General features: G+C 54.7%; 12 protein-coding genes. 1 reads left to right on the forward strand and 11 read right to left on the reverse strand.

Annotation, left to right across the window (positions count from 1 at the left end; genetic code table 11):
• Positions 1-21 precede the first annotated feature (21 nt).
• The 10 genes from recO to rpoE all read right to left on the reverse strand — a co-directional run bounded on the left by recO (position 22) and on the right by rpoE (position 9,752).
• Positions 22-714, reverse strand: coding sequence for a DNA repair protein RecO (gene recO, locus AC13CN_RS14535; RefSeq protein ID WP_058578052.1), 693 nt, complete (start codon positions 712-714; stop codon positions 22-24).
• An 8-nt stretch (positions 715-722) separates the two neighbouring features.
• Complete coding sequence (gene era / locus AC13CN_RS14540) at positions 723-1,622, reverse strand: GTPase Era (RefSeq protein WP_062375119.1); 900 nt, start codon at positions 1,620-1,622, stop codon at positions 723-725.
• Positions 1,619-2,311, reverse strand: a complete 693-nt coding sequence (gene rnc / locus AC13CN_RS14545) for a ribonuclease III (RefSeq protein WP_058578050.1) — start codon at positions 2,309-2,311, stop codon at positions 1,619-1,621. Before rnc ends, era begins: the two co-directional genes overlap by 4 nt.
• 64 nt (positions 2,312-2,375) lie before the next feature.
• On the reverse strand, positions 2,376-3,179 hold the full coding sequence (lepB, locus tag AC13CN_RS14550) for a signal peptidase I (protein WP_044628376.1): 804 nt from the start codon (positions 3,177-3,179) through the stop codon (positions 2,376-2,378).
• A 15-nt stretch (positions 3,180-3,194) separates the two neighbouring features.
• Positions 3,195-5,012, reverse strand: a complete 1,818-nt coding sequence (gene lepA, locus AC13CN_RS14555) for a translation elongation factor 4 (protein ID WP_483053217.1) — start codon at positions 5,010-5,012, stop codon at positions 3,195-3,197.
• A 188-nt stretch (positions 5,013-5,200) separates the two neighbouring features.
• Positions 5,201-6,607 carry a DegQ family serine endoprotease gene (locus AC13CN_RS14560; protein ID WP_137094121.1) on the reverse strand — a complete coding sequence of 469 codons (1,407 nt, stop codon included), beginning with the start codon at positions 6,605-6,607 and terminating at the stop codon, positions 5,201-5,203.
• A 66-nt stretch (positions 6,608-6,673) separates the two neighbouring features.
• Positions 6,674-7,129 carry a SoxR reducing system RseC family protein gene (locus AC13CN_RS14565; protein ID WP_483053218.1) on the reverse strand — a complete coding sequence of 152 codons (456 nt, stop codon included), beginning with the start codon at positions 7,127-7,129 and terminating at the stop codon, positions 6,674-6,676.
• 2 nt (positions 7,130-7,131) lie between these two features.
• Positions 7,132-8,091 (reverse strand): MucB/RseB C-terminal domain-containing protein, encoded by a 960-nt coding sequence (locus tag AC13CN_RS14570; RefSeq protein ID WP_483053219.1) that lies wholly within the window; start codon positions 8,089-8,091, stop codon positions 7,132-7,134.
• 54 nt (positions 8,092-8,145) lie between these two features.
• Positions 8,146-8,880 (reverse strand): sigma-E factor negative regulatory protein, encoded by a 735-nt coding sequence (locus AC13CN_RS14575; protein ID WP_054640820.1) that lies wholly within the window; start codon positions 8,878-8,880, stop codon positions 8,146-8,148.
• Positions 8,881-9,152: 272 nt separating this feature from the next.
• The gene (gene rpoE / locus AC13CN_RS14580) at positions 9,153-9,752 is read right to left on the reverse strand and encodes an RNA polymerase sigma factor RpoE (RefSeq protein ID WP_044628382.1); all 600 of its coding nucleotides are present in this window, start codon (positions 9,750-9,752) and stop codon (positions 9,153-9,155) included.
• A 361-nt stretch (positions 9,753-10,113) separates the two neighbouring features.
• Between rpoE and AC13CN_RS14585 the strand changes: the two genes are divergently transcribed.
• Positions 10,114-11,187 (forward strand): 3-deoxy-7-phosphoheptulonate synthase, encoded by a 1,074-nt coding sequence (locus AC13CN_RS14585; RefSeq protein ID WP_044628383.1) that lies wholly within the window; start codon positions 10,114-10,116, stop codon positions 11,185-11,187.
• 81 nt (positions 11,188-11,268) lie between these two features.
• Here the strand turns inward: AC13CN_RS14585 and dinG are convergent, their stop codons facing one another.
• Positions 11,269-13,398: an ATP-dependent DNA helicase DinG gene (gene dinG, locus AC13CN_RS14590; RefSeq protein ID WP_483053220.1), complete on the reverse strand. Its 2,130-nt coding sequence runs from the start codon at positions 13,396-13,398 to the stop codon at positions 11,269-11,271.
• Between the last annotated feature and the right edge of the window lie 2 nt (positions 13,399-13,400).

Raw genomic sequence — 13,400 nt, forward strand, 5'->3', positions numbered from 1 at the left:
ATCAATAGTAACGGTTGTTCACTAACGATGACGGCGGCGGGCTAAATCCAGCATCAGCTCGCGAGAACGTAATGCCGTTGGGCCAAGATGGGGGGCCAGCGCTGCCCGCATGACCGCTTTCAGAGCGCTCGCTAAGCCCGTAGGCTGCCAGTCGCCTTGCTCTATGTAGCGTAAGGTGCGACCTTCAATACCCTGTTCCGCCGCCACAAAAGCACGGCTGTCAGCATCAAAGCGATAGCGTTGGTGCGGGTCCAGCGCTCCGCCTTCAGGGGTACAAAAACGCGGCGTGGCCTCAAGCACCTCCAATAGCGCCCACTCATAGCGTCTAAGCGCCAAGCCCCGCTCCGCAGGTACCGGCAGCGCATCTAGCAAAGCACTATAAAAAGCAAAGACATCGGTGGCGACCAGTTCAAGCGGGAGTAAGCGAGTAGCAATTTCATTGGCGTAGAGACCACACAGCAGGCCTTCGCCTGCTAGCAGCGCGGTGTGACCTCGCGATTCCATCAACGTTAACCGTTTTAACTCTCGCTCTCCCCGCCATGACACAAATAGCGGGGTGAACGGCTGCAGCCGCTGGCGAGATTTAGAACCGGGCCGCTGGCCGCCGTGGGCAACCGCCCGAATGCGGCCATGGTTGAGCGTTAATAAGTCGACCAGCGCGCTGGTTTCACGATATGCCCGACGGTGCAGCAGAAACGCAGGCTCGGCGGTCATGGCGGTGCTCAATCGAGATCGTAACCCAGGCTCTTCAGTGCCCGCTCGTCATCCGACCAGCCGCGCTTCACCTTCACCCACATATTCAGCATGACCTTAGTACCCAGCGCACGCTCCATATCCAGGCGCGCTTCACGGCCAATACTCTTGATTCGGTCGCCGTTCTCGCCGATCAAAATCACTTTCTGACCTTGGCGCTCCACCAAAATCAGCGCACTGATGTGCGTGACGCGCTCGGTCTCGCGGAACTCTTCGATCTCGACCGTCATCTGGTAAGGCAGTTCGTCACCTAGCTGGCGCATGACTTTCTCACGCACCAGTTCGGCCGCCATAAAGCGCAGGCTCTTGTCGGTGATTTGATCTTCTGGGAAGAAGTGGATGCTCTCCGGCAAGTGCTTGGCGACTTCCTCCTCCAGGGTCTCTACCTGAGTGCCGTGCTTGGCGGAGATGGGCACAACGGCAGCAAACTCACGGCGTGCGCCTACCTCGGCCAGCCAAGGCAGCAGGTCGGCTTTATCCTGGAGACGATCAACCTTATTGACCGCTAGAATTACCGGCGCTTTCACATGCTCTAAACGCTTTAATACGGACTGGTCTTCGTCGGTCCAGCGAGTGCGGTCGATGATGAACACCACGCAGTCCACATCGCGAAGCGCCTGGGTCGCCGCCTGGTTCATGAAGCGGTTGATGGCCTTGTTGCGATCTTTGGACATGATGTGCATGCCCGGCGTGTCGACGTAGATAAACTGCGTCTCTTCAACGGTTTTAATGCCCATCACTTGGTGGCGGGTGGTTTGTGGCCGCCGCGAGGTAATCGAAATTTTCTGCCCCAGAATCCGATTCATGAGGGTTGATTTGCCTACGTTGGGACGGCCAACGATGGCCACGAATCCGCAGGTTAGGCTCATGATTTGTCTCCAGGGGGTTGTTCGAGATAGGACAGTGCTTCTGCCGCAGCCTGCTGTTCAGCGTGGCGGCGGCTGGGGCCTTTACCAGTGGTATGCTCGCTTAGTAGCTCGATGTAGCACTCCACGGTAAAGGTCTGGGCATGCGCCTCTCCCTTTACAGAGACCACTTCATAGCGCGGCAGCGCCGCTTGGCGCGACTGCAAAAACTCTTGTAAGCGTGTTTTAGGGTCTTTTTGGGTATCTTGCAGCGAAATATTTTCTAGACGCTCGGCATACCACGCCAGCACGCGCTCGCGTACCGCATCCATACCGGCATCCAGGTAAATCGCGCCTATCACGGCTTCCACGGCGTCTGCGAGAATTGACTCACGGCGGTGGCCGCCACTCTTCATCTCACCGGAGCCTAAACGTAAACACTCACCGAACGCCATTTCCCGCGCCAGTTCGGCGAGGGTTTGGCCTTTTACCAAGCGGGCACGCAGGCGGGAAAGCTGCCCTTCCCGCGCCTGGGGAAAGCGCTGAAACAACGCTTCGGCAATCACGAAATTGACGATAGAGTCACCTAGAAATTCCAGGCGCTCATTGTTACGACCACCGTAGCTGCGATGGGTCATGGCCAGTTCCAAAAGCGTTGGGTCGCCAAAGGTATGACCGATTCGTCGGCAAAAAGCGGTTAAGGAATTACTCACAGTGCTCCTACGTCATTGACGTTAACTAAGATAACCACACTAACGGTTTGTAAATTATGCTGCTTCATTCAATACGCCGTACGCTGGTGAAGCTGGGCAGGCCGCCATCCCAGTGCATCCAAACAGCAAACGCGCGGCCCACAATGTTATCTGCGGGCACAAAGCCCCAGTAGCGGCTGTCATTGGAATGGTCGCGGTTATCCCCCATAGTGAAGTAGTGGCCTTCAGGCACGACGACTTCGCTCATTTGCGGGCCTGGGTCACGGGGGTTGTTATAAATAAAGTGGCTGACTTCGCCTAACTGCTCTTCCAGCAGTAGCTGTTGGGGAGAGAGCTCCGGGCCCTCTTCAATCAGTACTTTGGTAACCGGCTCGCCGTTGATATAGAGCTGCTTGCCCTCATAGCGAATACGGTCGCCGGGCAGGCCCACCACGCGCTTAATAAAGTTCACCGATGGTTCTTCGGGGAAGCGGAACACCATCACATCGCCCCGCTCAGGGTCGTCTACCTCCAAAAAGCGGTTATGGACAACAGGCAGCCGAAGCCCATAGGCAAATTTATTCACTAGAATAAAGTCACCGATTTCCAGGGTAGGCTTCATGGAACCAGAGGGAATCTGAAACGGCTCTACGATAAAGCTACGCACCACCAACACGACGAGTAGCACCGGAAAAAACGAACGCGCGTAATCGACTGGCCACGGTTCTTTTAGGAGCTTTTCCCGAGTTGGCGCATCCAGGCCTTCCATGGTGGCCGTTTCAGCTTTGGCCACACGCTCACGGCGCTTTGGCCGAAGCACCAGCACATCCAGCAGATAAATGGCTCCAGAGAGTGCAACGGCGAGTACCAGTAATAGTGAAAAATCCATGTGGGGTTCGTATCCCTAGTCGTTTACCTTGAGCACAGCAAGGAAGGCATCTTGGGGAATTTCAACACGCCCCACCTGTTTCATCCGTTTCTTACCGGCTTTCTGTTTCTCTAGCAGCTTTTTCTTACGGCTGACGTCGCCGCCGTAACACTTAGCCGTGACGTTTTTACGTAGAGCCTTCACCGTAGAACGAGCAACCACCTGACCACCAATCGCTGCCTGAATCGCTACGTCAAACATCTGACGCGGAATCAGCTCTTTCATCTTTTCCACCAGCAAACGGCCGCGGGAGTGAGCATGGTCGCGGTGGATAATGACCGCCAGGGCGTCGACTTTATCACCGTTAATCAATACATCGAGACGCACCAGTTTCGCCGCTTCAAAGCGCTCGAAGTTGTACTCTAGCGAGGCATAACCGCGAGAGATGGATTTTAAACGGTCAAAGAAGTCCATGACCACTTCCGACATGGGCAGCTCATAGGTCAGCTGAATCTGGTTACCTAAAAACTGCATGTCCAACTGGGTGCCACGACGCTGCTCGCACTCGGCGATGACGTTACCTACAAACTCCTGAGGTACCAGAATGCTGGCACGCACGATGGGCTCGCGCATCTGCTCTACATCGGCCATATCAGGCAGCTTGGAGGGGTTGGAGACGTACTGGATGTCGCCGTTCTTCATGGCGAGTTCATAGACAACCGTTGGCGCGGTGGTCAGCAGATCCAGATCGTACTCACGCTCCAAGCGCTCTTGGATGATCTCCATATGCAGCGTGCCGAGGAAGCCTACGCGGAAACCAAAGCCCAGTGCATCGGAGTTTTCCGGCTCGTACTCAAGAGAAGCATCGTTAAGGGCGAGTTTTTCCAGGGCATCGCGGAAATCTTCATAATCGTCCGCACTCACTGGGAACATACCAGCGTAAACCTGCGGCTTCACTTTCTGGAAACCTGGCAGACGCGGCACGTCTGGGGTCTTGGTGTGGGTGATGGTATCGCCCACGGGTGCCCCATGAATCTCTTTGATACCGGCCACGATAAAGCCGACTTCACCGGCACGGAGGATATTGGTCTCTTTGCGCAGCGGGGTAAAAATACCCACTTCCGTGGCGTTCCAGTCGCGGCCAGTCGACTTGATGCGAATTTTGTCGCCTTTGCGCAACGTGCCATCAAATAGGCGTACTAGAGAGACAACTCCTAGATAGTTATCGAACCAGGAGTCGATAATCAGCGCTTGGAGAGGTGCTTCAGGGTCACCTTTAGGAGGCGGAATATCCCGTACTAGACGTTCTAACAGCGCATCAATGCCAATACCGCTTTTCGCTGATACCTGACAGGCATCGGTGGCATCTAAGCCGATAATCTCTTCTACTTCCTGAGCTACCCGGTCGGGGTCGGCCTGGGGAAGGTCAATTTTATTAAGTACCGGTAGTACTTCCAGGCCCTGCTCAATCGCGGTATAGCAGTTAGCCACTGACTGTGCTTCCACACCTTGGGCGGCATCAACCACCAGCAGCGCCCCTTCACAGGCGTACAGCGAGCGCGAGACTTCATAGGAGAAGTCAACGTGCCCTGGGGTATCGATAAAGTTGAGCTGGTAGACCTGTCCATCGGCAGCGGTATAGTCCAGCGTTACCGACTGCGCCTTAATAGTAATGCCCCGCTCACGCTCGATATCCATGGAGTCGAGCACTTGCTCCTTCAGCTCACGTTCCGTCAAACCGCCACAGGTTTGAATCAGACGATCAGAGAGCGTCGATTTACCGTGGTCGATATGCGCGATGATGGAGAAATTGCGAATATGCTTGAGCTTTTCGCTGGAAACGTCATGAGACATCGAGTGTGTTCTGCCTTATTGGTACGCAAGCGTGGGGGTGCGGCGCTAGGCCGAAGGGCAAAAAATCGAGGACCACACCACTGCATTGCCAAAGTTCGTCAAAAGATAAGCGCTATTGTAGCGATATGCGGGGGATAGGAACAGCAGTCCGGCGAGAACCGCCGGACTGGAGTGAGGACAAGGAAGGGTTATTCGAGTCTTAATGCCACAAACAACGAACGACCATCCCGGTATAGCCGCACAGGAATAGCACGGTCATTGGGCAGCTCTTCTACAATGCGCATTAGCTCGTCTGCCGACGCCACGCTGCGGTGATCAATACTCACCAGAATATCGCCAGCGCGCAGGCCCGCCTGGGCAGCCACACTATTAGGCTCTACCTGACTGACTACAACGCCGCCATTGATGTTCAGCCGCTCCCGCATTGCTTGATCTACTTCAGCAACTGCGACACCTAGGCGTACTTGGCTATCGCTATTGGCTGCAGATGTTGCTTCGTTCATATCGGGCCAACTGCCCAGCTCTACCGTTTCTGAGACTTGCTCGCCATCACGCATTAGCGTTAGTTCGACATCATTGCCAGGTGCTACGCGACCAATTAAGCGAGGCAGCGTACTTGAACGGTCAACCTCTTCGCCATTCACTTCGATAATGACATCTCCCGCTTGCAGGCCACCCTGAGCCGCAGGGCCTTCTGGATCAAGGTCGGCAATCAGTGCGCCAATGGCTTTGCTCATGCCAAAAGACTCAGCTAGATCTTGAGATACCGGCTGGATCATGACGCCCAGCCAACCACGATTAACGTGGCCATCTTCACGAAGCTGATCAGCGACATCCATAGCAACGTTAATCGGAATAGCGAACGAAAGCCCCATAAAGCCACCGCTGCGGGTAAAGATCTGCGAGTTAATACCCACGACCTCTCCCTGTAAATTAAACAGCGGTCCACCGGAGTTGCCAGGGTTAATCGCTACATCGGTTTGAATAAACGGTACGTAGGCATCACGGGGTAGCGTGCGGTTAATCGCGCTAACGATGCCTGCAGTCACCGAGTGATCAAACCCAAACGGTGAACCAATAGCAGCGACCCACTCGCCTACTTTCAGTTCGTCAGAGTCGCCAAGGTTAAGCACTGGCAGATTGTTAGCATCAATTTTCAGGAGTGCCACATCAGTTTGAGTATCGCTACCGATCAGCTCAGCCGATAATTCGCGCCGGTCGTTCAAGCGCACCAGAATTTCGTCGGCATCCTGCACCACATGGGCGTTTGTCATGACATAGCCATCAGCGCTGATAATAAAGCCAGAGCCTAACGATTGGCGCTCCTCACTGCCTCCCCCGCTACTGCCTGGGGGTATCGGAAAACTATCGCCAAAGAAGTGACGGAAGATTTCAGGGATTTCCTGGCCGCCAAACCCTTGAATGGCCGGGCTACGCTGAACCGTTCGACTGGTGGAGATATTCACAACGCCCGGTGCTGCATCTTCCACCAATTCAGTGAAATCGGGCAACGTTTGCGCATAGGCGTTCTGGCCTATAAAAAACATCGCGACTAAGCATAGCCATAGTGTTGAGGGAAGAACCAAGCGCTTCATGCAACAGCTCCTAGTAAAGCAGATACGAAACGAAGGAAGTGCAACTCTTAGTGAGCTACGGAACAACTAACTGACCAAGCGCGGCCGGAAGCGTTCCATCCGCCCATGCATTAGATATTTAAGGACAATAACACCGCATATCAAGGCATTAAAGAAAAGCGCTGCGCTTAACCATTCATTAGTGCCTAGCAGCGAGGCACCTCCAGAGACTAACAACGCCGCCAATAGTGGCAACGCGTAAACCAGAAGCGCCAAATAGCTGATATCGTGTTTAGGTAGTGCAATGGTAACTTGGCTACCAAGAGGGTAAGCAGACGCACCGCTAGCGACGCTCGCCTTAGGATACACAGTGATGTGCTGCTGTTGGCGCCGCGCTAACAGCCCCATACCACAACCACGCCCTTCAGCACACTGCTGGCAGGCAGCGTTAAGCGACACATCAACGGTCAATCCATCACCCGTATAGCCAACGACGATACCCGTTCTTAAAAGCGATGCGCAGGCGGCATAAGGGGTAGACATGGCTATGGCTCAATACGAACAGATTGCACAATACGCTGCAGCATATCCGAAGGAAGTTCCCCAATGGCTATCAGTTGCCAGCGTTGATCACCCCCGGACACCAGCGCCACTGCTGCTGTTGAAACACCTAGCCGGTGAACGCCTTCTTTCAACACGCTCTGCTCAATAGGGTTAACGAAAAGGCTGACTGCGGCCAACCCATCGCTATATACCCGCTGGTTGCTGACCGGCTGCCCTGGATCTTGCGGCTGAGCAACAAACCCCTCTGGCAACCACTCTGCGTGCCAAGAATGATCGACTTGTTCGGCGCTCACGTCATCGGCGACGCCGCCATCATAAAGTTTAGGAGAGTGAAGCTGGGTAATTTGAAAGGTTTCCAGCACACGTTCTTGCCGGTCACTCATAACATGCTTAAGTAACAGCCCGGTCTCTTTATCAACCCACCATGCATGATAGTAGCGCTGCTGATCCCGGGGTGAAAAACGCAGTTGCACTGCATCGCGCCCTGCTACTCGGGCATCTTCTTGAAGGGAAATATCGTAATAGGAAGCCACATGTTGCGCCCAAGCTTCAGAGGCTTTTAAGCCACTGTTCACTTCTGGCGTAAAGCGCGCCATATAGCCAGCAATAGAGCGTCGCTCGATACTTACCGATGGCCCATCAAGATGTTGTACGACCTGCTGGCGAACACCATCACGAATGCGGTGGGAAAGTGCAAGCGTACGTACACCCAAGGCATCGATAGCGACTGCCCGGGCCTGAAAGTCATAACAGTGGCCCGCAACCAGTGCTAACTCAAGCCATGCTTGCGTGGTTGCTGGTGTTTGCTGTTCAGCAACCTCGGCACAGGAGAGCACCGTAGGGGTATCAGCAGTAACAAACGAGGAATGCAGGCTGGCACTCAACAGGCTTAACGTTAATGCAAGCCGGCCTCCCCATAAAGCACATCTGGCAGTCACCATACCAATCTATCAGCCCCTTACTCAGCGATCACGTTGTCCGGCGACCCGCCTTGCTTAACGCTGACCCAGTGGTTCTGTCACTGCTGAGCGCATCAGCGGCATCCAGCTGTCACCACCGCCCGTTGCAGCACCCTGCGCATGTTGCTCTAGGTAGGACTGAAGCATGCGCAATTGATCAACATCAATCGTCGTCGCTTGCTGTGCCATCATGCCTTGCGGAGCAACGGGGGCAGAAAACCCAGCTTCGCTAATATTCATTAAGCCGCTGTTGCCCGACTGACCATTAATGCGAAATGGTGTAGGTTCAAACATAGGCATGTCAGAAGCCGTCATAGCGGCAGGTTGTGATGCTGCCAAATTTACCGGCTGCACCTGAGCTCCAGCGCTATTCTGCGAAGCCACTGTATTACTCGCGGGCTGAGCACCACCGGTAGAAGCGTTACCATTAAAGAATTGAACGCCCGTAATGACCATCAACGACACCGCAGCAGCGACACCGGCACCACGAGCAAACGATATTCCACCTGCCCGTACAGGTGAGGCTGCGCTATCGCCACCCATAACAGGCGCTGGTTCTTCACGCAGGCGAGCCATAATGCCAGCAGAAAGGTCTACGCTAACGTCCACCCCACGCTCACGCTGCATCATACTGCGCGCTAAGTGATAGCGACGCCACGTTTCTGCCGCGTCGGCATCATCGGGCAGTGATTTCAACACCCGGCGCAATTCAAGCTCGTCACTCTCACTGTCCATTAATGCTGAAAGTGATTCCCGTGTGCTTTGACTCATACTTCACACCCTCACACTGTGTTAGAAGAAGCTCAGCGGCAACACGGCTAGCGCGTGCTTTAACCGCAAAACCTCGCAGGCCAAGGCCCTATTACAAATTACCGTTTGCATAATGCTAATCACTGACAGACAGATAGCATTACGGTAGCTGTCGGCGGCTCAACTCGTTAAAGCTAGATAACTTGTATGACGCCTCACTTGCCAGACAGTTCACAAAAAAAGCAAAAACGTAAATGACTGTGACCAAAGCACTACTTTGATTAGTCAGCGCCTTAGTCATCGCGGCTGTTACGCGCCGTAGTGACTAGCGGACGAATATGCTCATCAACCGCTTCCCGAGCGCGAAAAATTCGTGAGCGAACGGTGCCCACCGGACACTGCATCACTTGGGCAATATCTTCGTAGGCTAAGCCGTCCAGCTCACGCAGCGTAATAGCGGTGCGTAAATCATCTGGCAGTTTCTCAATCGCTTCATATACCGCCGCCTCAAGTTGATCCCGAGCAATAGATGCTTCTGGCGACTCTGAGTCCGCCAAGCGACCACTCTGATCAAGAATTTCAGCGTCGACAATATCTAAATCGCTACCTGGCGGCCGACGTCCACGAGATACCAAGTGATTTTTCGCCGTGTTAATCGCAATGCGATACATCCAGGTGTAAAACGCGCTCTCTGCGCGAAATTTACCCAGCGCACGATAAGCCTTGATAAAAGCCTCCTGCGCCACGTCCTGTACTTCTGCATGGTCGTGGACGTAGCGTCCAATCAAGCCAATGATTTTATGCTGATATTTTTTCACCAGTAGATCAAAAGCGCGTGTATCGCCTTTCTGAGCACGTTCAACCAGCTGTTGGTCTGTTTCACGAGTGCCCATTCACACGCTCCTTCTGCTCGAACGTTTTACGCCGAGCTTTGTGTCTTTTTCGCCCTGTAAGCCGGGCCTTCACAGCAAGCAGCATAGCGTCCCTTGGGCATAAGTTAATCATCATGGAGGAAATTAACAGGCAAAGCTCCACCTGCCCCCCTTGGTTATGTTGCACGCGTTGAATTGCTAAACACCAATATCGTCTAGTGTTACGCGTTCTTAGCAGCGCATCAAGCGCTTGCCCCCTCTATTAAAACCCTGAGGCTGACATTTTTCCTTAACGCAAAGTTCCGTAACAATTGATTTTTACCACCGTGACGCGCCATAGTAGTGGTCACTTTTAGCCCATCGCGCACGCACAGGTAGCAAGATGTCAGATCAACAGGTTAGTAACCTTAACGTCCTTGCACAGGATGTTCTTACCACCCCAGAAGCACTGAAAAACGCTATCCCTTTAACGGAAAGCGCCGAGCGTTCGGTTATCGAAGGCCGTCAGACCATCCAAAACATTCTAGATGGCAAAGATCCGCGTTTGCTCGTGGTCGTTGGCCCCTGCTCTATTCACGACGTTGAAGCAGCGCTTGATTATGCCCGCCGCCTGCGCACTCTGGCTGATCAAGTGAGCGACAGCCTCTATATCGTGATGCGTGTCTATTTCGAAAAGCCGCGGACGACCGTGGGCTGGAAAGGGTTAATTAACGACCCGCACCTGAACGACTCTTTCGAAATTGACGAAGGCCTGCACATTGCCCGCAAACTGCTGGTCGATTTAGCCGAAATGGGTCTGCCGCTAGCTACTGAAGCGCTTGACCCCATCTCTCCGCAGTACCTGCAGGACTGCATTAGCTGGTCAGCCATTGGTGCCCGCACCACCGAGTCACAGACTCACCGTGAAATGGCCTCCGGCCTCTCCTGCCCGGTTGGCTTTAAAAACGGCACCGATGGTAGTCTGGACGTGGCGATTAACGCACTGCAATCTGTCGCTAACCCGCACAACTTCCTGGGCATCAACCAGGCAGGCCAAGTGGCGATTATCCGCACCCGCGGCAACGCCTATGGCCACGTGGTCCTGCGCGGCGGCAATGGTAAGCCCAACTATGATAGCGTGAGTGTTGCCCTGGCAGAGAAAGAGCTTAAAAAATCTAATCTCTCTGCCAACATCATGATCGACTGCTCACACGCAAACTCGAATAAAGATGCCGCGCTGCAGCCACTGGTACTGGAAAACGTGACCAACCAGATTCTCGAAGGCAATACCTCGATTATCGGCCTGATGGTGGAATCCAACATTGGCTGGGGCAATCAAAAAGTGCCTGCAGACTTAAGCCAGCTGCAGTACGGCGTATCGATCACCGATGCCTGCATCGACTGGGACACCACAGTGGAAACGTTCACCCGTATGAACGAGAAACTAGCATCGGTACTGGCGAAACGCATCGCGTAACGAGCCACCGCTCTCGAAAACGTCCCGCTGAGCGCTGCTTAGCGGGCGTTTTTTATTGCCAGAACCTAACGCCCCTATCACCTATGCCTGTATATCGCGCCTGAAAGGCGGCAACGCATCTAATAGCGCCTGGCCATAGCGGCGCGTAATCACTCGCCGATCCAGCAGCGTAATGACTCCCCGATCGCTCTCTTTACGGATTAAACGACCACACGCCTGCACCAGTTTAATCGAAGCATCCGGTACGCTAATACGCATAAACGGGTTACCGCCCTGGCTCTCGATCCATTCGGCAAGCGTTGCCCCAACAGGGTCATCCGGCACCGCAAACGGCAGCCGAGTAATCACCACGTGGGTGAGATAATCCCCCGGCAAATCGATACCCTCGGCAAAGCTCGCCAAGCCAAAAATCACGCTACCCTTACCGCCATCCACCGCGGCCCGGTGGCGCTCAATGAGTTCACGTTTAGGCAACGCGTCTTGCGCCAAAATGCGCTCTTTTGTCGCAGCGGGCAGCGCCTTTTCCACCGCACGCAGCTGAGCACGGGAAGAAAACAGCACCAGTACCGCCTCCTCCTCACCTAGCTGCGACACAAAGCGTACAATGGCGTTCTCATGGGCATCCCGGTCACTAGGGTCGGTCGCTTCAGCAGGCACTCGCAAGACCGCATTGGCGTAATCAAACGGGCTTGGCAGCGCCTGATAACGATAACGGTTAGCTAAACCAGCTCGCTCCTGCAGGCGCTCAAAACGACCAAGCGCCGTGAGCGTTGCCGAAGTGACAACCGCCCCGTGGCAGCGCCCCCATAGGTGCTTGGCAAGCGTGTGCGCTGCAGAAACCGGGCTTGCTGAGAACTCAATCTCTGGTTCGCCCGCCACACGACTGAGCGTTATCCACCGTGCGCTGGGCGGCGCATTGGCGTCATCCTGTTCACTAAACGCTTGCCACAGCGCATGAGCCTCCAGGGCGCGACCATGGAGCAACGCTATTAGAGGCAGCCACGTTTCCGCCTGGTCACGGTCCAGGCCGGTCTGTTTATCCGGGTCCAGGCTTTCGCGCAGAATATCGCTAATGCTTTCTAGACTTCTCGACAGGGTGGCAAACATGACTAGCAGCTGCTGCGCCTGTTCGCGCAGCGCGTCGGGCACTTGGCCTTTTTCAAAACGCTGCTGATGGGTCGCCTCTTCATCTGCCAGACCATTTTCACGCCCTGCCAGCTGATGCCCCATGCTAAACACGTCACCCAGCGCAGGCTCCAAGCTATGCAGCAGCTCAGGCAGCCCTGCCAGTAAGCGAGCAATGGTGGGCTGTACCGCCAGGCCCTGGTTCAAATCCGTCAAACTACTTTTCAGGGTTTTTAGCCAGCGCAGACAGCCGCGCACCGCAAAGCGGTGGGCGAAATGGGACAGCGCCTTATCCGGCAGGTGGTGACCTTCATCGAAAATAAAGATGCAGTCGGCAGGATCTGGCAGAATCGCACCACCCCCAAGGGCAAGATCCGCCAGCACGAGGTCGTGGTTAGCAACGATAACATCCGCATTTTCCAACTCTCGACGAGAGCGGAAAAAGGCGCAGGCACCAAAATGCCCGCAACGGCGACCGGTGCACTGGCGATGATCCACCGTCAGCTGACGCCAGTGGCTGTCTTCGATAGACACCGGCCAGGTATCGCGATCGCCTTCCCACTCGCCTTTACCGTAGGCCTCCGCCATATCGGTGGCCAGTACGTTAAAGTCGCTGCTATCAGCTTGAAGGGATTGCTCGAACAGCGAAAGGGTTGGGTTGGGCTCACTACCCTCCAGCGCTTGATCCAGCCGCGCCACGCAGACGTAACGGCCGCGACCTTTCGCTAGCGCATAGCGAAAGGCAACACCGCTATGGCTAGCCAGCGACGGCAGGTCTTGATTCAACACTTGCTCTTGAAGGGCAACGGTGGCCGTGGAGACAATGAGCCGTTTGCCTTGTGCCTTGGCTATAGGCAGCCCCGCAATGAGATAAGCCAGCGTCTTGCCCGTGCCGGTACCGGCTTCCAGCACGCAAACGTGGCTATCGCTAACGCGCTTTCCCTCGCTGTCGCACTCGATATCACCTAGGGTGCGGGCGATTTCAGCAATCATTAAGCGCTGCCCGTAGCGTGGTGTCAGCCCTAGCTTTTCCACCACGTTACGGTAGGCTTGCTGAATATCGTTTTTAAGCGCGTTATCCAGCATGC

The organism is Vreelandella sp. L-25 (genome assembly GCF_056857535.1).